Genomic DNA, 24402 nt, shown 5'->3' with positions numbered 1-24402 from the left:
TCGCAGCACCGTTCTGGTGCAGTTCTAGACTGTCTCTTTGTGAACCCCTATACGATCTTTGCCGAAATCATTGCAGGGAACGCGGAATCCTCTCGCGTCTACGAGGACGACGTGGTCATCGCGTTCATGGACATCCGGCCGGTCACGCGTGGGCACGTTCTGGTGGTCCCGAAGAAGCAAGCTCGCTCGTTGGCGGAGTTGGAGCCGGACACCGGCGGTCATCTGTTCGTCGTCGGGCAGAAGATCGCGGCGGCGCTACGGGCGAGCGACCCCCGGTGCGCGGGGGTGAACCTGTTTCTTGCGGACGGTGAAATTGCGGGCCAGGAAATCTTCCATGTCCATCTTCATGTCATTCCTCGTACCTCGGGTGACGGATTCGGTCTTCGTGCCCGACCGACGTCCCCCGACCGCGCGGAGCTCGACACCCAGGCTGCACATATCGCGAACGCTTTGGGGTAACTGATCCATGCCTGCGGCAGCGAAGAAGACCGATGAGGCCGACAGGCTCGAACAATCCGGTGGGCTCGCCGAGACGAACTCGCGCCGCGCTCTCGGCCTTCTCGTTCTGCTCGGCGTTCTTGCCGCGATCTGTCTGCTCAGTATCGCGGTCGGCACCAAGTACATTCCGCCGAGCGAGGTCTGGGATGCACTGTTCCACTTCGACGAGTCGAGCAACCACGTCATCATCCGCGAGATCCGCGTACCGCGAACCGTGCTGGGGTTGATCGTCGGTGTCGCTCTCGGTGTCAGCGGCGCGCTCATTCAGGCCATGACGCGTAACCCGTTGGCGGACCCGGGCATCCTCGGAGTCAACGCCGGTGCGGCCTTCTTCGTCGCACTCGCTGTCGGCATGCTCGGATTCACCGGCATCTGGTCCTACATCTGGTTCGCGTTCCTCGGCGCCATCCTCGCGACGGTGGCGGTGTATGCACTCGGGTCCATGTCGCGAGCCGGCGCGACGCCGATCAGGCTCACGCTGTCCGGAATTGCGCTGTCCGCGGTGCTCGGGGGTATCACGTCCGGCATGCTGCTGCTCGATCCTGATGCGTTCGACAAGATGCGCTTGTGGGGTGCTGGTTCGCTGGCTGGTCGCGGACTGGATATTTCGTTGGCGATCTCGCCGTTCGTCATCGTCGGTTCGGTGCTCGCACTCGTCATCGCGCGACCCCTCAACGCCCTCGCGCTCGGAGACGACCTGGCTCGTTCGCTGGGTGCGAAAGTGAACAGCACCCGGGTGATCGGTGTCGTTGCAGTCACTCTTCTGGCCGGTGCTGCGACGGCGGCCGCAGGTCCGATCGGCTTCGTCGGCTTGATGATTCCGCACATGGTGCGGTGGTTCGTCGGACCCGATCAGCGATGGATCCTGCTGTACACCGTGGTGGCGGCGCCGTGCCTGCTGCTGCTCTCCGACATCGTCGGGCGGCTGGTCATCAGGCCTGGCGAACTGCAGGTCGGGATCGTCACCGCGTTCGTCGGAGCTCCGGTACTCATCTTTCTCGTGCGCCGCAAGAAAGTCAGTGGGCTGTGACGACCGAGGTCGATTTCGGTCGCAGAGTTCGCATTCTTCGCCTTGCCGGTGACAAGCTCAGCGGGCGGGTAGACATCCGCACCGTGGTGGTCTGCTGCCTTCTGGCGCTCGTATCGCTCGCCGTCGCTGTCCTGGCGCTCGGCACCGGTGACTACTACATCCCGCCGGGCGAAGTACTGGCTGCGGTGTTTTCCGATGCCGGGCGGTTCACCGAACTGATCGTCATGCAGTGGCGATTCCCGCGGGTGGCCCTGGCTTTGCTTCTCGGTGGCGCTCTGGGTGTGTCGGGTGCGATCTTTCAATCGCTGACGCGAAATCCGTTGGGAAGCCCTGACATCATCGGCTTCGACACCGGCTCGTATACCGGTGCGCTGATCGTCATCCTCACGCTGGGTGGTGGCTACTATCCCACCGGTGTGGGCGCCTTCGTCGGTGGGATCTCTACTGCTGCAGTGGTGTACGTCCTCGCTTTCAAACGTGGAGTGCAAGGTTTTCGGCTGATCATCGTCGGAATTGCCATCAGCGCGATCCTGGCGTCGGTCAACACCTGGTTGATCGTCAAAGCCGATCTCTCCGATGCGCTGGCCGCCGCTGTGTGGGGCGCGGGGACTCTCAACGGCCTCAGCTGGGGGCAGGTACGTCCGGTGGTGATCGTGTTGGTCGTTCTCACACCACTACTGGCTGTCTTCGCGGGGCGTCTACGGATGCTCGAGATGGGCGACGACGCAGCAAAATCGCTCGGTATCCGGGCGGAGCCGACGCGGCTGATACTCATCGTTCTCGGCGTGGCGCTGACCGCGCTCGTCACGGCAGTAGCCGGTCCGATCTCGTTCATCTCGCTCGCTGCGCCGCAGCTGGCACGACGGTTGACCAAGACCGCAGGTGTCGCGCTGATTCCCTCGGCGGTGATGGGTGCATTGCTACTGCTCGTCAGTGACTATGCCGCGCAGCGCATATTTGCGCCGACGCAGTTGCCGGTCGGTGTCGTGACAGTGTCCATCGGTGGGGCATATTTCGTGTGGTTGTTGGCTCGGGAAGGTAGAAAACAGTGACCGGAAGGAAGCCGCGCTTGCATGCGGACGACGTCACGATCGGATACGACAAGCGCATCGTCAGTGAGGGGCTGACCGTGGAGATTCCGGACGGTATGTTCACCGTCATCGTCGGTCCCAACGCGAGTGGCAAATCGACGCTGCTGCGAGCACTGTCGCGGTTGTTGAAACCAACGGTCGGGACAGTACTGCTGGACGGCAAGGCGATCTCGACGTATCCGGCCAAGGAAGTTGCCCGACGCCTCGGGCTGCTGCCGCAGACGTCCATCGCGCCGGACGGGATCTCGGTGGCGGATCTCGTTGCACGCGGACGGTATCCGCATCAGAAGCTGATCAGGCAATGGTCACGCGACGACGAGGCTGCTGTCGTGTTCGCGATGAACGCGACCGGGGTGAGCGACCTCTCCGGACGGTTGGTCGACGAGTTGTCCGGAGGTCAGCGTCAGCGAGTCTGGGTGGCAATGGTTCTCGCCCAGCAAACCCCGCTGATGTTGCTCGACGAACCTACGACGTTCCTCGACATCGCGCATCAGATCGACCTTCTCGACCTGTGTGCGCAACTCAATCGAGATCAGGGCACCACGATGGTCGCTGTGCTGCACGATCTCAATCACGCTTGCCGCTACGCCGATCACATCATCGCCATGAAGGACGGCGCGGTGGTCACCCGCGGTAATCCTTCGGAGGTCATCACCGCGGAGTTGGTGGAGGCGGTCTTCGGACTGCCGTGTCGCATCATCGAAGATCCGGAGTCACTCACGCCGTTGGTCATTCCGCTCGCGCGCCCACGACCCTCGTAATGGATGCCGGTCGTCTTCGCAACGTGGCGCCGCCGCCGACGTAGAGCGATTGCATGGTGATGTGGAGGGCTCGATCCGACTGTAGAAACTGGACAGCGTCGGCTGCTGCACCGTCGTCGTGCGGACACGAGACCCCGTGTCGATAGTGGTACGAGATATCCATGCACGGCCCTTCCGTGACACTTCGATCCGTCGACTCGCGGCATTGGCTTGGGAAGCCCGTAACCCCATTTCTATGTAGGTTAGGCTAAGTTTATTTCCTGACGGCTGGTGTCGAAGCTTCTGCGGGACGAGTGAAGATGCCCGGCCCGGCCGCGAACACCGCGTGCCGGTTACGATCGACGATCTCGAAAGGGTCTACCTCAGTGTCTGATTCACAATTTCGACGGCGTGGTCTTCGCATATTTGCCACCGCATCGGTGGCATTCGTAGCGCTAGGGCTGGCTTCGTGCAGCTCCGAGCGCTCGAGCGAGGACGCCTCGGGTACCGAGACGCGAGTGGTCTCCACCGACAAGGGCGACATCACGGTGCCTGCCGAGCCACAAAAGATCGCCGTGCTGTCGGCAGGCCTAGCCGGCTACCTGTTCACACTCGATGCCCCCATCGCGATCACCGACACCAGGCTGCTCGGCGTGACGAACCTCGACGGCGGCTTCCCGCCACAGTGGGCGGAGAAAGCAGAAATGCAGGGCACGCAAGAATTGCCTGCTGGTGAAGCGCTGAACATCGAAGCACTCGCCGCGGCCGAACCCGATCTGATCATCGGTGGCGGCCAGGGAATCTCTGCTGTTCAGGCGAACGAGTCCTACGACCAGCTCAGCAATATCGCCCCGACAGTATTGATTTCGTCCTCGCTCGCAACGTGGCAGGAACAGCTCACCGCGGTCGCCGAGGCCGCCGGCGAGAGCGACAAGGTCGACGGTCTGCTGCAGGCCTACGAAGACAAGGTCGCCGCGGTGAAGGACTCGATCACCATTCCAGCGACACCCGTGTCGTACTTCCTGTCGCTGGCTACCGATGAACCCGCGTTCATCCCACAGAGCGCCACATTGCCCACGCTGCTCTCAGCCGTCGGTTTCGAGCCGGACGACGTGATCACCAAGGCGAACAACCCCGAACTGTACGGCTCGGGTGACTCGTTCATCATCAGCAACGAGCTGTTGGCGCCGGTCGGCAACGCCCCGGCTATGTTCGTCGTCCCAGTCGCCGGACGCACTCTCGTAGAGCTGCAACAGGATTCGCTGTACGTCGGTCTGCCCGCATTCGCCGGTAACAAGGTCTACGAACTGCCTGCCACCAGCTACCGTCCGGACTACGACGGGGTGATGGCAACTCTGGACCAGGTCCAGGGGATGTTTACCGAATAGGACGATTCGGTCCGAAATTACTTCACCGAACAACGAGGGAGAACACTGTGCTCACCCGTGAGACCGTCATCGGCGATATCGCCACCGCCCCGGATCGGCCGGTCTGCGAGTACTGAACACTTCTACGAGAGAGAGATATTCGATGGTGGCGACTGTTCGCGAGGTCGAGGTTTTTCCGGTTTGCATACGAGAACTGGACGTTCTACGGGTAGAGGACATCACCCCGGGAATGCGTCGAGTGACCGTCGGGGGTCCCTCGATGAATCGCCACGTTCGCGACGGCGTGGAGCTTCCGCCGGTACGTACCCGAGGTTTCGACGACGACGTCAAGATTCTGCCCGTCGACCCAGCGACCGGCACCCTGCCGTTCACGGTTCCGGTGAACTCCGACAACGGGACGGTCGACTGGCCGGCCGGCTCGTTCCAGTACAGCCGGACGTACACCGTGCGCCACTTCGACGAGGAAAACCGTGAGATGGCACTGGACTTCGCGATGCACGATGGTGGGCTGGCAGCAGGCTGGGCATACGGGGTGCAGGCGGGGGAGAAGATCCTCATCGCCGGGCCCAAACATTCTTCGTCGCTGCCGCGTGAGGTGGATTGGATGCTGATCGCCGGAGACGAGACCGCGCTGCCTGCCATCGCGCATTGCCTGGAGAAGCTGCCGGCAGATCTGCCGGCCACGGTGGTGATCGAGGTGGCCGAGCCTTCGCACCGCCAGGAACTCTTCTCTGCGGCTTCGGTGGACATCACCTGGCTGTACCGCTCGGAGAACGACGGCCGGTCGCGGATGGTGGATACCGTGCAGGCCGCGCAGTGGCGTCCAGGCCAGCCGTATCTCTGGGTCGCAGGTGAGGCGTCGACCATCAAGCCTTTGCGCCGATGGGCCAAGCAGGACAAGCAGATTTCGAAGCAGTTCGTCGAGATAGCCGGATACTGGCGTTTTCGTGAGACCTCCGCGGTGGCTGCGGGCCAACCGGTGCTCGATCCCGCAGGTGAGCCGAGCCCCGACGAACGACTCCACGAAAAGTCGGAACTACTGCCACCTTTCGCTATTCGTACTGCGGTGACAGTGGGTATCTTTTCCGCCGTCGACGGCGGCAAAGATTCTGCGAATGCCATTGCAGCGGAATGCGCGACGAATCCGGGTGCGACGGCGAAGCTGCTGCGACATCTCGTGCTGATGGATCTTCTGAGCCACGACGACGGCCGCTACTCCCTCACCGAGATGGGATCGATTCTCGCCGATCAGGACACCTTCGCCAGCCAGGCATTGCACTTCGACAAGATCCACACACGTCTCGATCTGGCGTTCCTCGGATTGCTCGAATCTGTTCGGACGGGGTTGCCCGCGGCTGCGCACAGCTTCTTCGCCAAGAAAGCCGATTCGAGCTTCATCGAAGACTTCCACGAAGAGTCCGCGTTCGGAGCGGTGTACCGCGCCCCGGCGTTGCCGGACGCGGTGGACCTCGAGGACGTAAAGTCCGTCGCGATCTACGGCGAAGGCGCCGGGGTGTACGCCGATACGCTGGCACGTGTGCGTCCGGAACTGTCGATATCTCTCGTTGGGCTTCCTGCCTTGAACGCCAGAAACCTCGGCGACGTCGCGGAGACGCGTCGGGACGCGATCACCCGCATCGACGCCAGTGAATTCGCAGCTTTGGTAGCGCCCGTCGACGTGGTGATCGCTGTCGACGTCCTCGACACGCATCCGGACTCCGACGCTCTGCTGCTGTTGCGCACCCTCGGGGCATCCGCCAGGCGAGTCGTGCTGCTCACCGACCTACTCGATCCGTCGACGACAGACGATCACGATACCGAGGAGGACCTGCTGCGGCTGTGCCTCTACGGCGCCGGGCGTCGGACCGAAGCGGAGGTGTGTGCGTTGGTAGCCGAATCCGGCGGTGGAGCCGCACGGGTGGGGTCACTGGGGTGGGGGTCGACGGTGTTGGAGTTCGCGGCACCCCTGTACGAAAGCGGCAGGGTAGGCTAGCCTACGCAAATGGTCATCGTGGCGAGGGTGAAGAAATGAGTGAAGGCGAACTCGGCTTCTACTATGCAGACGTAGTAGGCGTCGAACAGCTCACCACGCACATGGTGCGGGTGACGTTCGGCGGAGAACACCTGGCCCGGTACGAGGGCATCGGTGCACCGGACGAATGCATCGCCGTCTACTTCCCGCGCAACGGTGAAACTTCCCCACCGCCGATGACCGAGGTCGACGGCGTCTGGTGGTATCACGGAATCGAAGACGTCCCCGAAGGTCGTAACTACACGGTCCGGCGGTTGAACAGCGCCGCAGGCGAGCTGGTCATCGACTTTTTCGCTCACGACGGGGGAGTGGCGGCCACCTGGGCGCGGCAGGCAACCGTCGGCCAACGGGTGCTGCTGGCGCGGCCGCGGTCCTGGTACCGCGTCCCGGCCGACGTTCAGTGGCAACTCCTCGTCGCCGACATGACCGGACTCCCAGCGCTCGGACGCATCATCGAGGAACTACCGGCCGGCATGAGAGCTCATGCCGTCGTGGAGGTGCTCGAGCGGGGCGACATCCAAAGTTTCGACACGGCAGCATCCGTCACCTACGACTGGCGCATCGGTTCCGGAAACGGTGACTGCGCAAGCGTTCTCGACGAAGCCGTACGTAGCTACGAACTACCCGAAGGCGTCGGATACGTGTGGTTCGCAGGTGAGGCCGCATCTTCGCGGGTAGTACGCAAGTACTTTCGCAAGGACCGAGGTTTCGACATCGCGCACTTCCACATCATCGGATACTGGCGCGCGAGGTCCGAACAGTGGCTCGAAAAGTACAAGAAATACCAGGGCGCGGCACTGGCGCTCTACAACAGCGTCATCGAGGCCGGCCGCACCGAACAAGAGGCGAGCGAGGAATTCGACGCCATGCTCGAGCGCGTCGGGCTGTAGCCGACTCTGTCACATCTGCGTTTGAGAGATACTCACTGCGTGAGTACATCTCTGGCCGAACCCGGTATCCCGCTGGCAGTGTTGTGCGTCGTCATGGCGCTGCTGGCGGCGATCGTCTATCGGGTTTCAGGTATCGGACCGTCCTTCACTGTCCCTGCAGCCGCTCTGCGCGGCGTCGCGCAGCTGGCAGCTGTGTCGCTCGTGCTCACGGCAGCTCTCGAGTACCTGTGGTCATCGCTCCTCGTCTTGCTGGCAATGTTCATCGCGGCCGCATTCACCTCGGCTCGGCGATCGGAGTCAGGCCGCTCCGGATCGTGGCTCGCGATACCACTCGCCGCCGGGGTCGGCGTCGTGGTTCCGCTGTGTCTGATGACCGGGGTTGTTCCAGCACAAGGGATAGCAATAGTGCCGGTGGGCGGAATCATTCTCGGCGGCACGATGATCGCGACATCTCTTGCCGCGCGCAGGTCTCTCGACGCTCTCTCTCAGCGGCGTGGTGAAGTCGAGGCGGCCCTGAGCCTTGGGCTCAGTGAACGAGATTCACGGTTGGAAGTAATTCGACCGACGGCCGCCGATGCGCTTCTACCCGGACTGGATCAAACGAGAACCGTCGGCCTCGTGACGCTGCCGGGCGCATTCGTCGGAGTGCTATTGGCCAGTGGGTCTGCCATCCAGGCCGGAGCCGTTCAGATTCTCGTCCTGCTCGGCATACTCTTGGCGCAGAGCCTGGCGGTGTCGTTCACCGTCGAATTCGTGGCGCGCGGGTACGTACGGCGCTCCCCGCGAGTCGAATAGTCACCTTTTCGGCATGAACAATGCGGCAACAGCCATGAGCACGGCCGCCGCGGCCACCCCGAGGAAAACCACATGGATGGCGTCGGACAACTGTTGCGGGTCGGGTTCGCCTGGGCCGGAGATCCGAGAGTTGACGATGGCTCCGAAGATGGCAACTCCGACCGCACTTCCGATCGATCGCGCAAACATGTTGGTGGCGGTGACGACGCCGCGTTCGGACCACTCGACGCTCGATTGCGCGGCGATGAGGGTGGGACTGGCGATCAGCCCCATGCCTAGACCGATGACGAAACACACGGCGGCGATCTGCCAGATGGCGCTACCGGAACCGATGAACGTGGACGCAACTGCACCGACGAGGGCGATGGACGCGCCGGTCAACGCGGTCGTGCGGAAGCCGAACCGGAGATAAAGCCTGCCCGATTGCGAGGCCGCGATCGGCCATCCGAGGGTGAGGGTCGCGAGTGCGAAGCCCGCCACGATCGCGCCGGTCCCGAGTACCCCTTGGACGAAGGTCGGTACGTACGAGGTCAGGCCCAGAACCAGCGCGCCGACGAGCAACGAGATGACGCTACTGACGAGAAGGACTCGCCGGGTGAAGACCCACAACGGCAGAATCGGCTCGGGCACTCGCGTCTGCACCCATGCGAACAATGTGAGTGCGAGGACACCTGCGGAGAAGATCGAGATACTGAACGGCGACGCCCATGACCACGACTGCCCGCCTTCGAGCAGACCCAGCAGCATCAGCGCTGCACCCGTGGTGAGCAGCCCCGCTCCGAGGTAGTCGATCTTCGGCCTCGTCCGTTCTACGTCACCCTCGTGGAACTTGGTGATCAGCATCCACGCCGCGAGCAGACACAACGGGATGTTGACGAAGAAGATCCAACGCCACGACAGGTATTCGGAAAAGATGCCGCCGAGGGCCGGACCCAGCACCGCCGACATGGCCCAGACGCTCGCGAGATATCCCTGTGCTTTTGCGCGTTCGGCCAACGTGTAGATGTCACCGGCGATGGTGATCGACATCGGCTGCACGGCGCCCGCACCGAGACCCTGGACCGCTCGAAAAGCGATCAGTGCCGGCATGCTCCACGCCAGTCCGCACAGAATCGAACCGAGCAGGAAGACCCCGATTCCGAACAGCATGATCTTCTTGCGTCCGAACAGGTCGGACAACTTGCCGTACAGCGGCACCGACACGGCCTGGGCGAGCAGGTAGATCGAGAACAACCACGGGAACTGACCGAAGCCGCCGAGGTCGCCGACGATGGTCAGCACCGCGGTGGCGATGATCGTGGAGTCCAACGCAACCAGCGAGGTGCTGAGCATCAACGCGATGAGTACGGGCCCGCGTTCGGACCGGAAGCCGACATCGGCGACTTCGTTGTTCGTTGCCATTGCGATTCATTGTTCTCCCGTCGCCGGGCGAGCGTGCCATCAGGCCCAGATAGGGTGAATACGTGCGCCCAACTCTTGATAGCTATCAGCATCTGGCCGGCGGCAAGGTTCGCGATCTCTATATCGTCGACGACGACCACCTGCTTCTCGTCGCAAGCGACCGCATCTCCGCCTACGACCACGTCCTCGATACCCCGATCCCCGACAAGGGCAGAGTCCTGGCGGCGATGAGCGTGTTCTTCTTCGATCAGCTCGGTGGGGTGAATCATCTCGCCGGTGATCCGCTCGACGAGCGGATCCCGCAGGAACTTCTCGGGCGGGCTCTGGTGGTGAAGAAGCTGCAGATGGTCCCGATCGAGTGCGTCGTCCGTGGTTATCTGACGGGTTCGGGATTGTCGGACTACCGCAGCACCGGCGCGGTATGCGGAGTCGAACTGCCGCCGGGCCTCGTCGAATCCTCCAAGCTCGACGAGCCCATCTTCACTCCGGCCGCCAAGGCAGCGATGGGGGAGCACGACGAGAACGTGGACTTCCAGACCGTCGTCGATCAGGTCGGGGAAGCGCTTGCGTTCAAGCTTCGCTCGGAAGCCCTCGAGATCTACATCAGTGCCGCTAATTTTGCGCTCGATCGTGGAATCATCCTGGCCGACACCAAGTTCGAGTTCGGTCTCGACCGTGACGGCAACCTCGTACTCGCCGACGAGGTTCTCACTCCCGACTCCTCGCGATACTGGCCTGCCGACGGCTACGCCGAAGGCCGGGTGCAGCCGAGTTTCGACAAGCAGTACGTCCGCGACTGGCTCACCGGTGAATCCGGCTGGGACCGCCATGGGCAGACCCCACCGCCGCCACTTCCAGACGAAGTCGTAGCAGCGACACGCGCACGTTACATCGAGGCCTACGAACGCATTTCGGGTCTGAACTTCGAAGATTGGGTCAAGCCATGACACTCACACCGCCGATCGCCAAGAAGGTTCCGCTGAAACGAACCCATCATGGCGATACCTTCGTGGACAACTACGAATGGTTGCGTGACAAGGACGACGCCGAGGTCATCGCCTACCTCGAAGCCGAGAACGCGTACACCGAGCAGGAGACCGCCGGGTTGGCGGAGCTGCGAGGGCAGATATTCGACGAGATCAAATCGCGCACGCAGGAAACCGATCTGTCGGTCCCGACGCGGATGGGCAACTGGTGGTACTACTCGCGCACACTCGAAGGGAAGTCGTACGGGCTCCAATGCCGTTGCCCGGTGGACTCACCCGACAACTGGACCCCACCGACACTGTCGGCGGACATCGAGATCGCCGGCGAGCAGATCCTCCTCGACTCCAATCTCGAAGCAGAAGGACACGACTTCTTCTCGCTCGGCGCCTTCTCGATCAGCCAGGACGGAAACCTGCTGGCCTACTCCACCGACACCGAGGGCGACGAGCGATACACGCTGCGTTTCAAGGACCTCTCGACCGGCGAACTGCTTGCCGACACGATCGAAAACGTCTCCACGGGTGCAACGTGGGCTATCGATCACCGCCACGTCTTCTATCAAACCGTCGATGAATCCTGGCGGCCGGACACCGTGTGGCGTCACACCCTCGGCACCCCTACCGAGCAGGACCAGAAGGTCTTCCACGAGCCCGACGAAAGCTACTGGGTCGGTTTCGGATCCACGCGCAGCGAAAAATACCTGATGATCTGGGTGGGGTCGAAGATCACCACCGAATGCCTCGTCCTCGAATCCGCCGATCCGGAAGGCGAATTTCGCGTCGTTCTCCCGCGCGTCGACGGTGTCGAATACAGCGTCGAACACGCCGTCGTGAAGGGTGAGGACCGGTTTCTCATCCAGCACAACGGATCGGTGAACGGCTGGGGCACCGAAGGGGAGAAGGCCGAGAACTTCCTGCTCGCCGAGGCCCCCGTCGACAATCCCGAGGACCAGCGCATCCTCGTTCCACATCGCGCCGACGTTCGACTCGAGGACGTCGATGCGTTTGCCGACCACCTCGTACTGAACTATCGACGGGAGGCTCTGACGCGGTTGGCGATCTGGCCGCTCGACGAGAACGGTTACGGCGAGTACGAGGAGATGACGTTCGACGAGGAGCTCTACTCCGTCGGAGCGGGCTCCAACCCGGAGTGGAGTCAGCCTCTGCTGCGTCTGGTGTACACCTCGTTCATCACCCCCGCCAAGGTTTACGACTACGACCTCGCGACGGGTGAGATGCTGCTGCGTAGGTCGCAGCCGGTATTGGGCGACTTCGACGCGAACGACTATGTGCAGCATCGTGAGTGGGCCACCACCGCGGACGGCACTCGAATTCCGTTGTCGGTCGTCCTACGCAAGGATGTGCCGGATGGGCCCGCTCCGACGCTGCTGTACGGCTACGGTTCGTACGAGGCGAGCACGGATCCGTCCTTCTCGGTCGCCCGGCTCTCGCTGCTGGATCGGGGCATCGTGTTCGTCGTCGCGCACGTTCGCGGCGGCGGTGAAATGGGTAGAGCGTGGTACGACAACGGCAAGACCCTGACGAAGAAGAATACGTTCACCGACTTCGTCTCTGCCGCACAGTATCTGATCGACAGTGGGCGTACCTCGCCGCAGCATCTCGTCGCCGACGGCGGAAGTGCCGGTGGCCTGCTGATGGGCGCAGTCGCGAACCTCGCACCCGAACTGTTCAACGGGATTCTCGCCAACGTGCCGTTCGTCGATCCCTTGACCTCGATCCTCGACCCATCGCTACCGCTGACCGTCATCGAATGGGATGAATGGGGTAATCCGTTGGCAGAGAGGGAGGTGTACGAGTACATGAAGTCGTACAGCCCCTACGAGAACGTCGAGGCAAAGGACTACCCGAGCATCCTGGCGATCACCTCGATCAACGACACCCGGGTGCTGTACGTCGAGCCGGCGAAGTGGGTTGCTGCGCTGCGCGCTACGAAAACTGGCGACTCGCACCTGCTACTCAAGACCGAAATGAATGCAGGCCACGGTGGCGTCAGCGGGCGATACGAGAAGTGGAAGGAAGCGGCCTTCGAGTACGCCTGGATCGTGGACAAGACCGGCGGCTCACTCGACTACCGCCAGAGGTAACGGACCTGCGGTCTTCCCGCTTTGCCGTATTCGGTGATGCGGGACCCTGATCACGACCGGTCTCCGGACGGGATGCTGGCGAGAAGCACAGAACCGTAGGTGAGTGCAGTGGTCAACTCCCCACCGTGGCGATTGACGATCTGGGTGACCAACGCGAGTCCGAGTCCACGGGAATCTGCCTTCGTCGAATTGCCGCGAGTCATCGCCGTACGCAGCGTTTCCGGTGACGTTCCGGAGCCGCTGTCGGCCACGCGAACGATGAGGACCTCATCGGAGTCACGAACCGTCACTTCGACCCACGGTTGTTCGGATTCTTTCGCATCGATCGCACTGTCTATCAGATTTCCCACCACGGTCACCAATTCGCGCGGAGTCAGCACACTCACGGGTCCGAGCGCAGTGTCCTCGGTGACGGTCAGTTCCACGCCCTGTTCACCGGCCTGGCTCATCTTGCCGAGCAGGAGTGCCGCCAGCGCAGGTTCCTGGTCCGATGCCATCATTCGGTCGATCAGATGCAGAACTCCAGGTCGGCGGTTGCGAACTCGACGGCTTCTTCGGATCGGCCGAGTTCGACCATGGTGATGACCGTGTGCAGACGGTTCGCCGATTCATGGGCCTGCGATCGGAGCGATTCGGCGAAGCTGCGAACCGAATCGAGTTCGCCCATGACGTTCTGCAGTTCGGTGCGGTCACGGATGCTGAGGACCTGCCCGAGCCGAGTTCCCTCCCACATCACCGGATACTGGTCGACGAACAGGATCCTGGAGTCGGTGAGATGAAGTTCGCCGCGAACGATTCCGGTGTCCATCGAGCGCATCGACTCCGGCACCGAGGCCCGCGTCACCGGTGCGTCTTCGAGGTCGAGAAGTCGACGCGCTTCGTCGTTGACGAGTTCGGCACTCTCACCCTCGCCGAACACCACCAGTCCTTCTCCGATCGAATGCAGTACCGCTTCGTGATGGCCGTACATGGTGCGCAACTGATCGGGCGCCATCCCCAGGGTCTGCCGTCGGAGGCGTCGACTCAGAAGCACGGATCCTGCTGCAGCGGCGGCGAATCGGCAAGTACGACGGCGAAGATCATGGGTAGACCACGAACGAACTGTTCGCTGATCTTCGCGCGGGTGACGTCTGCCGAGACGAGGCCGACGATATTTCTCGAGGTGTCGGTGACCGGGGTGACCGCACGGATCGACGGACCGAGCGACCCGACGTACGTCTCGGTGATGGTCTCACCGCGCAGAGCGTCATCGATGTTGCCGCTGAACGGTTTACCGATCAGGTCGACGGTCGTGTGCGTGAATCTCGTACGGTCCGGTGCCATGACGACGATGAAGCGACGCCGGTGATCTTGCGGATGCGTTCGGTTTCGGGTTGTAGCCGAGCCGTCGGATTTCGGAGGCAATCTCCAACGGCGTCGACGGTTCGTTGGCGATGCTGACGGCTACCCCTACGACTACCCGGGATGTCGCTTCGTCACTGTTGGAGCGTTCGTTCAGGACAGTGAGGATGCCGCCTGCGGCGACGACGACAGCGATGACCGCCAACTGCAAGAGCAATACCTGCCCTGCCACGCTCGTCGGACGCTTGGCCATGTCATGTCACCTCGAAGAAATCGTAAAACTCATGAACAGAATGAACGTATTCGTGACTGTGGCCTCGATCTACACCAGCATCGTTCCCTAGCACGGCGTGACCCACCTCACGCAGCACAAGTCGCAGATATAGCCGCAGAGGACGTACCAATGACTACCAGCATCGATGCTGACACAAGCCAGACCCCGCCGCCCAAGCCCAAGGCGAAGCGGGACAAGACCCACTGGCTGTACATCGCCGTGATCATCGCAGTGGTCGCCGGCATCATCGTCGGTCTGCTGTGGAAGGAAGTCGGCGTCGACCTGGCGGTGCTCGGCACATTGTTCGTCAGCTTGATCAAGATGATGATCAGCCCGGTTATCTTCTGCACCATCGTCCTCGGTATCGGATCGGTGCGAGCCGCAGCCAGCGTCGGCAAGGTCGGCGGACTCGCTCTCGCCTACTTCTTCACTATGTCGACCATCGCCCTCGGGATCGGCATGGTCGTCGGCAACCTCATCCAGCCGGGCAGCGGGCTCAACATCCTAGCCAGTGGCTCAGGTGAGAAGTATGCGGCCACCGCGGAGGGCGCGGGCGGCACGATGGACTTCATCGCCGGCATCATTCCGGAGACGCTCCTGTCCTCGCTGACCGAAGGCTCGGTGCTGCAGACTCTGTTCGTAGCGATCCTCGTCGGCTTCGCGCTTCAAGCGATGGGCAAGCAGGGCGAAGGCATCCTCAAGGGCATCGGCGCAGTACGGAAGCTCGTCTTCCGCATTCTGACGATGATCCTGTGGCTCGCCCCGATCGGCGCCTTCGGAGCCATCGCAGGCGTCGTCGGCGCGACCGGATTCGACGCAGTCATTCAGCTCGGCACCCTGATGTCGGCGTTCTACATCACTTGCGCCATCTTCGTTTTCGTCTTCCTCGGCCTGATTCTTCGCTTCGTCACAGGCTTCTCGATCTTCAAGCTGGTCAAATACTTGGCCCGTGAATACCTACTCATCGTTGCGACCAGCTCCTCCGAGTCGGCCCTGCCGCGGCTGATCGCCAAGATGGAGCATGTCGGTGTCGAGCGCACCACCGTCGGAATCGTTGTCCCGACCGGATATTCGTTCAACCTGGACGGAACCGCCATCTACCTGACGATGGCGTCGATCTTCATCGCCGACGCCATGAGCCTTCCGCTGTCGATCCCTGAACAGTTCTCGTTGCTGCTCTTCATGATCATCGCCAGCAAGGGTGCCGCAGGCGTCTCCGGCGCCGGTCTGGCCACGCTCGCCGGCGGCCTACAGAGTCACCGCCCCGAGTTGCTCGACGGAATCGGCCTCATCGTTGGAATCGACCGCTTCATGTCCGAAGCTCGTGCAGTGACCAACTTCTCCGGCAACGCCGTCGCGACTCTGCTGGTCGGCACGTGGACCAAGACGATCGACGCATCCCGCGTCGAAACAGTTCTCGACGGCAACTTGCCGTTCGACGAGACCACCATGGCCGACAATCACCTTCCGGAGGACGACAAACGCGCAGAGCAGGTCGAGCGCGTCGAACTCGAGAAGGCATCGGCCAGGGTCTGATACCTGCCGGGCGCCGCGCACCCCCCCGTCGCCCGGTTCGGAAATGAAGAGAGAACGACCCTCGGCGAGGGTCGTTCTCTTTTCATATGGTCGGTTCCCCTTCCCGCGATAATTACAGGTAAGTTCGTCGGCATGACTGAAGTTCAGAACATCGGCATCAACACGCTGGGCGGCGCGCCCACCACGCTCGATGAGTACGCAGGCCGAGCAGTGTTGGTGGTGAATGTCGCATCCAAGTGCGGCCTGACCCCTCAATACTCCACCCTCGAAAAGATGGCCACCGAGTACGCGGCACAGGGCTTGTCGGTCGTCGGCATTCCCTGCAACCAGTTCGGTGGACAGGAACCAGGCACGGCCGAAGAGATCGAATCGTTCTGCTCCACCACCTACGGAGTCACTTTCCCGATGTTCGAGAAGGTCGATGTCAACGGCGAAAATCGGCACCCGCTCTACGCCGAGCTCACCAAGGTCGAAGACGCAGACGGCACGGCAGGCGATATCCAGTGGAACTTCGAGAAGTTCCTGATCTCTCCCGACGGCGTCGTCACCAACCGGTTCCGTCCCCGCACCGAACCCGATGCACCCGAAGTACTCGCAGCGATCGACAAGATCCTGCCGAAAGAGACCATCGCCGTTTAGAGACGGTCAATGCTGATGTCGAGCCTCGTTCACCCTGGTGTGCGAGGCTCGAGTCATGTCTGGAGCACTGATCGTTTCGGTAAGTGGAATCAGAGACGACACCCGCGACTACGCCGCGGAATTCGCCCATGAACTCGACTCGCGATCGGTACCACTCTCGTTGCTCGTCGCGCCCCGGCTGAAGGACAAATATCGGCTCGTGAAGGATTCGGCTACCCAGGACTGGCTTCGGGGCCGACGCGAGAGCGGGGATGCCATCGTTCTGCACGGCTACGATCAGGCGGCAACCAAGCGTCGCCGCGCCGAGTTCGCCGCCCTTCCTCGCCACGAAGCCCGGCTACGACTCATGGCTGCCGATCGCGTTATGGAAGAGACAGGCTTGCGGACAAGAGTTTTCGCGGCACCCAGGTGGCTCGCCTCGCCTGGTGCAGTGTCGGCGTTGCCGGATGCCGGATTTCGAATGATCGCCGGCATCAATGCAATTCGGGACCTGGAAACTGATACCGCCGAGCGGGGACGAGTCCTCGGCATCGGGGAGGGCATGAAGGCCGAACCGTGGTGGTGCAGGGCGCTCGTGATCGGTGCGGGCCGCGCCGCTCGACGAGACGGCCTGGTGCGATTGGCCGTCAGCGCACAGCAGCTCGGGTGCAGCGGGCCGCGCCGAGCGATGCTCGACGCGATCGACCTCGCGCTCTACAGCGGGGCGGTGCCTGGCGTCTACGAGCACGTGCGGACGGTTCGCCGAGCCGCATAGCGGTCAGTGGTGTATCCCTTGCCGTAACGGACCGTTCGGTTCGCGGGATGTAATCCTCGACCGAACAGCCGATATTGCAGGTGGCGGCATGAAACGACTTCTTCTCGTAGCGATCAGCGTCATGGCCTTGGTGGCGTGCGGAAACTCCGAGGACGGGAACGCCACAGCCGCCCCGCAATCCTCCGCGGCCCCGACATCGTCGGCGGCACCGGGGCAGCAGAATGTGCCGCAGACCTTCGTGCCCTCGCCAGGGTCTCCACCGCCCATCATCGCGGATCGCCCGCCCGGTACGAGAACGGAAGTGGTTCCGCGCGCCGAGGCTGCCCCGGCTACGCGTACGCCCGGTCCCGAATATCCCGTCTGCTTGGATCTTGCCTCGACGACCGTGACCGATGCTCTCGCCTCACTGCCGCAGTACTTCGACGGCGTTTCGTGGGTGGCAACGGAGATCGGGGACCCGTGCGCGTCGTTCACCTGGGTTCGCGCCGATACGTCCGGCGGCACCGCCAGCTCGCCGGTGCAGGTGTTGTTCTTCGCCGACGGCGACTTCCTCGGCACCGGAACGTCCGAGCCGTACGCATTCACCTTCGTCGACTCGCAGTCCGTCGACACCATTACCGTCGGGTACCGCTGGCTCGTCGGTGACGATGCCAACGCCAACCCGAGCGGCGGTCCCGCCTTGATTGGCTACCAATGGGATGGGTCCTCGGTGACGATGCTCGGCGCGCTCCCTGTCGAGGTGGCGGGGCCCTAGAGCTCGATCGAACCTTCCTCCGGGAACGTCCGGAATTCGGTGTTCTCGTCCGCCAACTCCTTGTAGCGCCCGTAGTAGATCCCGCGGGCCTGCTCGGCGATGATGGCCTGGTGGATCGGGAAGGCCGTGCGGGGCGCAACTGCGCGTAGGAAGTCGACGGTTTCGGAGAGCTTCATCCACGGCGCCGCGGCGGGGAGCGCGAGAATGTCCACCTTCTGCTCGGGGACGAACAGTGAATCGCCTGGATGCAACAACTGGGACGGATTCTCGGGAGTTCCGAGGAGGTAGCCGGTGTTGTCGATCACCGGCAGGTCCGGGTGAATCACCGCATGAGTGCCACCGACACCGGTCACCTGGATCCCGCCGACACCGAACACATCCCCCGGGTGCGTCGCGGTCCAGCGTTCGCCGAGCTGCGACGCCGTCATCGGGTCGGCGTACAGAGCTGCCCGCGGATTTCCTTGCACCAAGGCAGGCAGGCGCTCGAGGTCCACGTGATCGGGGTGTTGGTGAGTGATCAGGATGGCGTCGAGATCGGTGATGCCGTCGAATCCGTGGGAGAAGTTGCCCGGATCGAAGAGGACGGTCGTTCCGTTGAGTTCGACGAGGAGGCAGGAATGTCCGAAGTGAGTCAGCCGCATCACCCCACAGTAAACGCAGTGTCATGCACGCGGGAGTGCCTGCGTAGACTCTCACCTGCCGGTACCTATATCTCGAGGAGCTCTCACGTGGCCCGTGTTGTTGTCGACGTCATGCCCAAGGCCGAAATTCTCGACCCGCAGGGTCAGGCCATCACAGGCGCTCTTGGGCGTCTCGGGATCGCAGGTGTGTCCGATGTGCGTCAGGGCAAGCGTTTCGAGCTCGAGGTCGACGACAGTGTCGACGACGCCGAGCTGGAAAAGATCGCCGAATCGCTGCTCGCGAACACGGTCATCGAGGACTGGAAAGTGACCCGTCTCGCATGAGCACTCGCATCGGTGTCATCACCTTTCCAGGAACTCTCGACGACGTCGACGCCTCCCGTGCAGTCACGTTGGCAGGCGGCGAGGCCGTCAGCTTGTGGCACGCGGACGCCGACCTGAAGAACGTCGACGCGGTCGTGGTTCCGGGCGGCTTCTCCTACGGTGACTATCTGCGCGCCGGCGCCATCGCCAGGTTCGCACCCGTCATGGAATCCGTCGTCAAAGCAGCAGGAGGCGGCATGCCCGTCCTCGGTATCTGCAACGGCTTTCAAATTCTCTGCGAGGCCGGGCTGCTGCCAGGCGCTCTGACGCGCAACGAGGATCTGCACTTCGTTTGCCGCGACCAGTGGCTGAAGGTGGAGAACAGCAACACCGCATGGTCCTCGCGCTACGAGAGCGGTGCCGAAATCCTCATCCCCGTCAAGAACGCCGAAGGTCGATTCCAGGCCTCCGAAGCCGTTCTCGACGAGCTGGAGGGTGAAGGCCGGGTCGTGTTCCGCTACAGCGGTTCCAACCCCAACGGTTCGCAACGCGCAATCGCCGGTATCTCCTCGGCCAACGGTCGCATCGTCGGACTCATGCCGCATCCCGAGCACGCCACCGAGCCCCTCACCGGCCCGAGCGACGACGGCCTCGGCATCTTCTACTCCGCTCTGGATGCGATCGTCTCCGCATAGTTGTCGGTGGCCCGGGTTAATCTCCGGGCATGACTCTGACACCAGTGATGATCACGTTCGATTCCTCGGACCCCGGCCCCCTCGCACGGTGGTGGGCCGAGCAGACCGACGGCCGCATCGGCGAGGAGAACGACGGCTGGTTCTACACCGTCGTTCTGCCGTCGGTGCCGTATCTCCTTGCTTTCCAGAAGGTCGATGACCCTACGCCCGGCAAAAACCGGATACACCTGGATCTGACGACTTCCGACCTTGCGGGTGAGCGGTCTCGGCTGGTGTCGTCGGGTGCATCCGAGGTGGACGAGCACACGATGGGCGACTTCACGTGGGTGACCTTGGCCGATCCCGACGGCAACGTGTTCTGCATTTCGGGAGCGCACTAGCCGTCACGGTCCGCGAGGTACCGACCTTCGAAACCAGGTTGGGGAGCACCTCTCGATCTCTTGATCCGTTCGACGCAGCTGCTGACACAATGGTTCCTATGCCGTTCAGTGATTCCAATGCGTCTGCCACCGGTTTGTGTAAGTTCGTCGACGTCTCTCCGTCGCCCTTCCACGTGTGCCGCACGGTGTCGGTGCAACTCGAAGAAGTCGGGTTCGTTCGTGTCGAGGAGACCGCGGCCTGGCCGACGGAGGCCGGGCGGTACTACCTGATCCGCGGAGGCTCTCTGGTGGCGTGGAGTACCGAGAGCAGCCCTCGTGATTCTGCAGGCTCCACTCCTGGCCGGTTCCGGATCGTCGGCGGGCACACCGACAGCCCGAACCTGCGCGTCAAGCAAAACCCCGACCTCGAGTCGGCGGGGTGGCAGATGGTCGGTCTCGAGCCGTACGGCGGCGCCTGGCTCAACTCGTGGCTGGACCGCGACCTCGGAATCTCCGGACGGCTGAGTGTTCGAGACGGCAACGGACTCCGCGAGGTACTGGTCAAGGTCGACGAACCCATCCTGCGCGTACCGCAGCTGGCGATCCACCTGTCCGAGGATCGCAAGGGTGTCACCCTCGATCCACAGCGTCACGTCAATGCTATTTGGGGACTGGGCAATTCACCCCGATCGTTCCTGGAATACGTCGCCGAGCGCGAAGGAGTGGATCCGTCTGCTGTGCTCGGCTGGGAACTCATGACGCACGACTTGGCGCCGAGTGCAGTCGTCGGCGTCGAGAACGAGTTGGTCAGCGCTCCGCGTCTGGACAACCAGGCGACGTGCTACGCCGGAACGCAGGCTTTGATTGCGGCAGTGGAGAACCCTACGAACGCCACCCCGGTGTTGGCGCTCTTCGACCACGAAGAAGTCGGCAGCATGTCGGACCGCGGCGCCTTCTCCGATCTGCTCAGCACCGTACTGGAGCGAATCGTGTTGGGGCGCGGCGGCGGACGCGAGGAGTTCCTACAGGCAATGGCCGGATCTATCTGTGCCTCAGGCGATATGGCACATGCGACGCACCCGAACTACCCGGATCGACACGAGTCCGCGCATCGCATCGAACTCGGCGGCGGACCGGTGTTGAAGGTCAATCAGAACCTCCGGTACGCAACCGATTCCGCGGGCGCGGGGGCTTTTGCGTTGGCCTGCGATCAGGCCGGGGTGCCGCTACAGCGCTACGTCCACCGCGCCGATCTGCCGTGCGGATCGACCATCGGGCCGATCACCGCCTCGCGCACAGGCGTGTCCACCGTCGACGTCGGGGCGCCGCAGTTGGCGATGCACTCGGCGCGCGAGTTGATGGGCGCGTCCGACGTCGCCGCCTACGCTGCCGCGCTCGCTGCGTTTCTCGCCCCGGCTCGGTAAGTGAACACCCTTTTTCCGAAGTACACCCCCGCGCTGTTCGGCTAGCGCGGGGGTGAGCTCGAGAACAATGGTGCGCGCTTGCAGGCGCATGCACTCCCCGGCGAGCTCGATTTCGCACGGGGGATGCTCGCCGTGCTCTGATCGCAGGGCGAACAACTCTCGTGCCCGGCCCTGACCGGCTATGGAGTCGATCACTTCCGCGAAGAAGCACATGACGGCCTTGCGGGCGATATTCACACCCTTGACCACCATCTAGGGCGTCGGTACGCCCGATTCGTGCAGATCGTTTTCGGTGAGCGGTCCGTCCACCGGGTCGTGTTCGCTCGCTGATTTCGGCCTGGCTCGCCACCGGGGGAGGACGAGGATTCGGGCATGTCGGCCCGGCCCGATAGACTTCAGCTGGCATTTCGCTCCAAGAAGGGACCCCACTCCTCGTGTCCGTCGATACAGTGACAACCGCAGCCGCCACACCCGATGTAGAGCAGCCGTACAAAGAGCTCGGACTCAAGGAAGACGAGTACGTCCGAATCAAGGAAATACTCGGTCGTCGCCCCACCGATGCCGAGTTGGCGATGTACTCGGTCATGTGGAGCGAGCACTGCTCGTACAAGTCCTCCAAGGTGCACCTGAAGTACTTCGGGGAGACCACCACGGACGAGATGCGCACCTCGATGCTCGCGGGCATCGGCGAGAATGCCGGCGTCGTCGACGTCGGTGACGGCTGGGCCGTCACGTTCAAGGTGGAGAGCCACAACCACCCGTCGTACGTCGAGCCCTATCAGGGCGCCGCGACAGGCGTGGGCGGCATCGTCCGCGACATCATGGCCATGGGTGCACGTCCCATCGCTGTCATGGATCAGCTGCGCTTCGGTGCCGCCGATGCGCCGGATACTCGTCGCGTGCTCAGCGGCATCGTTTCCGGGGTCGGTGGATACGGAAACTCCCTCGGCCTCCCCAACATCGGCGGAGAAACGGTCTTCGACGCCTCCTACGCCGGTAACCCGCTACTCAATGCTTTGTGTGCCGGTGTCATGCGGGTAGAGGACATGCATCTCGCGTTCGCGTCGGGACTGGGCAACAAGATCATTCTGTTCGGGGCTCGTACCGGTCTCGACGGCATCGGCGGCGTCTCCGTTCTCGCCTCGGAGACCTTCGACGGCGACGAGACAGACGGCAAGCGCAAGAAGCTTCCGGCAGTTCAGGTAGGCGACCCGTTCGCCGAGAAAGTCCTCATCGAGGCGTGCCTCGAACTGTATGCAGGCAAGCTCGTCGTCGGCATCCAGGATCTCGGCGGTGCCGGACTGTCTTGTGCCACTTCCGAGCTGGCGTCCGCCGGCAGTGGGGGAATGTCCATCGAGCTGGAGAAGGTGCCGATGCGCGCCACCGGCATGACCCCTGCCGAGGTGCTCTCGAGCGAGTCGCAGGAGCGCATGTGCGCCGTCGTGACTCCGGACAATGTCGATGCGTTCATGGCGGTCTGTAGGAAGTGGGATGTGTTGGCCACTGTCATCGGCGAGGTCACCGACGGCGACCACCTCCAGATCACCTGGCATGGCGAGACCGTCGTCGATGTTCCGCCGAAGACGGTCGCCCACGACGGCCCGGTCTACAACCGTCCGGTGCAGCGTCCAGCGCACCAGGACGCACTGATCGCGAACACGACTGCTTCGCTGACACGTCCCGAAACGCCGGACGAGTTGAAGGCAACGCTGCTGAAGATGATTGCCTCGCCGCAGCTCTGCAGCCGGAAGTTCATCACCGAGCAATACGACCGCTACGTCCGCGGCAACACCGTGCTGGCGGAGAACGCCGATTCCGGAATGATCCGCATCGACGAGAAGACCGGTCGCGGTATCGCGCTCGCTACCGATGCGTCGGGCCGCTACACCGCGCTCGATCCGTATCAGGGTGCTCAGCTGGCCCTTGCGGAGGCGTTTCGCAACGTCGCGGTCACCGGTGCGACTCCGAAGGCCGTCACCAACTGCCTCAACTTCGGTTCACCCGAAGATCCGGGCGTCATGTGGCAGTTCCAGCAGGCAGTCCGCGGTCTCGCCGACGGCTGCGTCACTCTCGGTATCCCCGTCACCGGCGGAAATGTCAGCTTCTACAACCAGACCGGCTCCGAGCCGATCCTGCCGACGCCAGTGGTGGGCGTCCTCGGCGTGATCGACGACGTGCACCGACGCATCCCGACGGGCCTGGGTCTCGAGCCCGGCGAAACGTTGATTCTGCTCGGTGAGACGCATGACGAGCTGGACGGTTCCATCTGGTCACAGGTCGAGCATGATCATCTTGGTGGCGTCCCGCCGAAGGTCGATCTCGCGCGGGAGCAGTTGCTGGCGGACATCCTCCTCGCCGGTTCGCGCGACGGCATGGTCACCGCTGCCCACGATCTGTCCGAGGGGGGACTGGCTCAGGCCGTCGTAGAGGCAGCCTTGGCAGGCGAAACCGGATGCCGCATTCTACTCCCCGAGGGTGCAGATCCTTTCGTGGCACTGTTCTCGGAGTCTTCGGGTCGCGTTCTCGTTGCGGTTCCACGTACCGAGGAGACTCGCTTTTCCAACATGTGTACCGCTCGTCAGCTGCCGTGGACGCGCATCGGCGTCGTCGACGAAGGCTCCGACGAGATCGAGGTTCAGGGTCAGTTCTCGGTCCCGATGACCGAGCTGCGAGAAGTTTTCGAGGGCACTCTTCCCCGACTCTTCGGATAGGGACGTGTCGCGGGG

General features: G+C 62.9%; 21 protein-coding genes and 1 pseudogene. 19 read left to right on the top strand and 3 right to left on the bottom strand.

Features of this window, described 5'->3' with window-relative positions; all coding sequences use genetic code 11:
• Positions 1–39: 39 nt before the first annotated feature.
• The 8 genes from BJI47_RS19415 to BJI47_RS19375 all read left to right on the top strand — a co-directional run bounded on the left by BJI47_RS19415 (position 40) and on the right by BJI47_RS19375 (position 8464).
• Positions 40–459 (top strand): HIT family protein, encoded by a 420-nt coding sequence (locus tag BJI47_RS19415; protein WP_088945285.1) that lies wholly within the window; start codon positions 40–42, stop codon positions 457–459.
• 7 nt (positions 460–466) lie between these two features.
• Complete coding sequence (locus BJI47_RS19410) at positions 467–1528, top strand: iron ABC transporter permease (RefSeq protein ID WP_088945284.1); 1062 nt, start codon at positions 467–469, stop codon at positions 1526–1528.
• Entirely contained in the window at positions 1525–2580 is a 1056-nt protein-coding gene (locus BJI47_RS19405; RefSeq protein ID WP_088945283.1) for an iron chelate uptake ABC transporter family permease subunit, read from the top strand. Before BJI47_RS19410 ends, BJI47_RS19405 begins: the two co-directional genes overlap by 4 nt.
• A complete protein-coding gene (locus tag BJI47_RS19400; RefSeq protein ID WP_088945282.1) occupies positions 2577–3380 on the top strand; it encodes an ABC transporter ATP-binding protein in 804 nt (267 codons plus the stop codon). The genes BJI47_RS19405 and BJI47_RS19400 overlap by 4 nt, the downstream gene beginning before the upstream one ends.
• A gap of 365 nt (positions 3381–3745) precedes the next feature.
• On the top strand, positions 3746–4747 hold the full coding sequence (locus tag BJI47_RS19390) for an ABC transporter substrate-binding protein (RefSeq protein ID WP_254900694.1): 1002 nt from the start codon (positions 3746–3748) through the stop codon (positions 4745–4747).
• A 142-nt stretch (positions 4748–4889) separates the two neighbouring features.
• On the top strand, positions 4890–6740 hold the full coding sequence (locus BJI47_RS19385; protein ID WP_088945280.1) for a siderophore-interacting protein: 1851 nt from the start codon (positions 4890–4892) through the stop codon (positions 6738–6740).
• 35 nt (positions 6741–6775) lie between these two features.
• A complete protein-coding gene (locus BJI47_RS19380) occupies positions 6776–7669 on the top strand; it encodes a siderophore-interacting protein (RefSeq protein WP_088945279.1) in 894 nt (297 codons plus the stop codon).
• A 39-nt stretch (positions 7670–7708) separates the two neighbouring features.
• Complete coding sequence (locus BJI47_RS19375; RefSeq protein ID WP_088945278.1) at positions 7709–8464, top strand: ABC transporter permease; 756 nt, start codon at positions 7709–7711, stop codon at positions 8462–8464.
• On the opposite strand, the gene BJI47_RS19370 is transcribed toward BJI47_RS19375, so the two are convergent.
• A complete protein-coding gene (locus tag BJI47_RS19370; RefSeq protein WP_088945277.1) occupies positions 8465–9865 on the bottom strand; it encodes an MDR family MFS transporter in 1401 nt (466 codons plus the stop codon). It lies immediately after the preceding gene.
• A gap of 62 nt (positions 9866–9927) precedes the next feature.
• Here BJI47_RS19370 and BJI47_RS19365 point away from each other — a divergent pair, with 62 nt between their 5' ends.
• Positions 9928–10812 carry a phosphoribosylaminoimidazolesuccinocarboxamide synthase gene (locus tag BJI47_RS19365; RefSeq protein WP_088945276.1) on the top strand — a complete coding sequence of 295 codons (885 nt, stop codon included), beginning with the start codon at positions 9928–9930 and terminating at the stop codon, positions 10810–10812.
• On the top strand, positions 10809–12956 hold the full coding sequence (locus tag BJI47_RS19360; RefSeq protein ID WP_088945275.1) for a S9 family peptidase: 2148 nt from the start codon (positions 10809–10811) through the stop codon (positions 12954–12956). Before BJI47_RS19365 ends, BJI47_RS19360 begins: the two co-directional genes overlap by 4 nt.
• A 50-nt stretch (positions 12957–13006) precedes the next feature.
• Here BJI47_RS19360 and BJI47_RS19355 read toward each other — a convergent pair.
• Positions 13007–14550: pseudogene (locus tag BJI47_RS19355) on the bottom strand (ATP-binding protein).
• Between the two features lie 150 nt (positions 14551–14700).
• Between BJI47_RS19355 and BJI47_RS19350 the strand changes: the two are divergent.
• The 4 genes from BJI47_RS19350 (at position 14701) to BJI47_RS19335 (ending at position 18254) form a co-directional block, all read left to right on the top strand.
• Positions 14701–16107: a cation:dicarboxylase symporter family transporter gene (locus BJI47_RS19350; RefSeq protein WP_088945274.1), complete on the top strand. Its 1407-nt coding sequence runs from the start codon at positions 14701–14703 to the stop codon at positions 16105–16107.
• Positions 16108–16239: 132 nt separating this feature from the next.
• Positions 16240–16746, top strand: a complete 507-nt coding sequence (locus BJI47_RS19345; RefSeq protein ID WP_088945273.1) for a glutathione peroxidase — start codon at positions 16240–16242, stop codon at positions 16744–16746.
• Between the two features lie 55 nt (positions 16747–16801).
• On the top strand, positions 16802–17500 hold the full coding sequence (locus BJI47_RS19340; protein WP_088945272.1) for a DUF2334 domain-containing protein: 699 nt from the start codon (positions 16802–16804) through the stop codon (positions 17498–17500).
• An 88-nt stretch (positions 17501–17588) separates the two neighbouring features.
• The gene (locus tag BJI47_RS19335; RefSeq protein ID WP_088945271.1) at positions 17589–18254 is read left to right on the top strand and encodes an LppP/LprE family lipoprotein; all 666 of its coding nucleotides are present in this window, start codon (positions 17589–17591) and stop codon (positions 18252–18254) included.
• On the opposite strand, the gene BJI47_RS19330 is transcribed toward BJI47_RS19335, so the two are convergent.
• Complete coding sequence (locus tag BJI47_RS19330) at positions 18251–18895, bottom strand: MBL fold metallo-hydrolase (protein ID WP_088945270.1); 645 nt, start codon at positions 18893–18895, stop codon at positions 18251–18253. The genes BJI47_RS19335 and BJI47_RS19330 overlap by 4 nt on opposite strands.
• Before the next feature lie 87 nt (positions 18896–18982).
• Between BJI47_RS19330 and purS the strand changes: the two genes are divergently transcribed.
• From purS to purL, 5 genes are all read left to right on the top strand, one after another.
• Positions 18983–19219 (top strand): phosphoribosylformylglycinamidine synthase subunit PurS, encoded by a 237-nt coding sequence (gene purS, locus BJI47_RS19325; protein WP_088945269.1) that lies wholly within the window; start codon positions 18983–18985, stop codon positions 19217–19219.
• Positions 19216–19893 carry a phosphoribosylformylglycinamidine synthase subunit PurQ gene (purQ, locus tag BJI47_RS19320; protein ID WP_088945268.1) on the top strand — a complete coding sequence of 226 codons (678 nt, stop codon included), beginning with the start codon at positions 19216–19218 and terminating at the stop codon, positions 19891–19893. The genes purS and purQ overlap by 4 nt, the downstream gene beginning before the upstream one ends.
• A 29-nt stretch (positions 19894–19922) precedes the next feature.
• Positions 19923–20273, top strand: a complete 351-nt coding sequence (locus tag BJI47_RS19315; RefSeq protein ID WP_088945267.1) for a VOC family protein — start codon at positions 19923–19925, stop codon at positions 20271–20273.
• Positions 20274–20371: 98 nt separating this feature from the next.
• Positions 20372–21676: a M18 family aminopeptidase gene (locus BJI47_RS19310; RefSeq protein ID WP_176224973.1), complete on the top strand. Its 1305-nt coding sequence runs from the start codon at positions 20372–20374 to the stop codon at positions 21674–21676.
• Positions 21677–22110: 434 nt separating this feature from the next.
• The gene (gene purL, locus BJI47_RS19300; protein WP_088945265.1) at positions 22111–24387 is read left to right on the top strand and encodes a phosphoribosylformylglycinamidine synthase subunit PurL; all 2277 of its coding nucleotides are present in this window, start codon (positions 22111–22113) and stop codon (positions 24385–24387) included.
• The last annotated feature ends 15 nt before the right edge of the window (positions 24388–24402 follow it).

It is taken from the genome of Rhodococcus sp. 1168 (assembly GCF_002091955.1).
Lineage (GTDB): Bacteria > Actinomycetota > Actinomycetes > Mycobacteriales > Mycobacteriaceae > Rhodococcoides.
Note: the sequence above shows the minus strand (reverse complement) of the source record. Positions and strands in the feature narration are given on the sequence as shown.

What these genes read in the sequence shown, in the direction of transcription:
- BJI47_RS19410 (WP_088945284.1), top strand. Translation starts at nt 467, where the DNA reads ATGCCTGCGGCAGCGAAGAAGACCGATGAGGCCGACAGGCTCGAACAA.
- BJI47_RS19340 (WP_088945272.1), top strand. Translation starts at nt 16,802, where the DNA reads ATGTCTGGAGCACTGATCGTTTCGGTAAGTGGAATCAGAGACGACACC.
- purQ (WP_088945268.1), top strand. Translation starts at nt 19,216, where the DNA reads ATGAGCACTCGCATCGGTGTCATCACCTTTCCAGGAACTCTCGACGAC.
- BJI47_RS19315 (WP_088945267.1), top strand. Translation starts at nt 19,923, where the DNA reads ATGACTCTGACACCAGTGATGATCACGTTCGATTCCTCGGACCCCGGC.
- BJI47_RS19350 (WP_088945274.1), top strand. Translation starts at nt 14,701, where the DNA reads ATGACTACCAGCATCGATGCTGACACAAGCCAGACCCCGCCGCCCAAG.
- BJI47_RS19335 (WP_088945271.1), top strand. Translation starts at nt 17,589, where the DNA reads ATGAAACGACTTCTTCTCGTAGCGATCAGCGTCATGGCCTTGGTGGCG.
- BJI47_RS19360 (WP_088945275.1), top strand. Translation starts at nt 10,809, where the DNA reads ATGACACTCACACCGCCGATCGCCAAGAAGGTTCCGCTGAAACGAACC.
- BJI47_RS19370 (WP_088945277.1), bottom strand. Translation starts at nt 9,865, where the DNA reads ATGGCAACGAACAACGAAGTCGCCGATGTCGGCTTCCGGTCCGAACGC.
- BJI47_RS19385 (WP_088945280.1), top strand. Translation starts at nt 4,890, where the DNA reads ATGGTGGCGACTGTTCGCGAGGTCGAGGTTTTTCCGGTTTGCATACGA.
- BJI47_RS19310 (WP_176224973.1), top strand. Translation starts at nt 20,372, where the DNA reads ATGCCGTTCAGTGATTCCAATGCGTCTGCCACCGGTTTGTGTAAGTTC.
- BJI47_RS19380 (WP_088945279.1), top strand. Translation starts at nt 6,776, where the DNA reads ATGAGTGAAGGCGAACTCGGCTTCTACTATGCAGACGTAGTAGGCGTC.
- BJI47_RS19330 (WP_088945270.1), bottom strand. Translation starts at nt 18,895, where the DNA reads ATGCGGCTGACTCACTTCGGACATTCCTGCCTCCTCGTCGAACTCAAC.
- BJI47_RS19345 (WP_088945273.1), top strand. Translation starts at nt 16,240, where the DNA reads ATGACTGAAGTTCAGAACATCGGCATCAACACGCTGGGCGGCGCGCCC.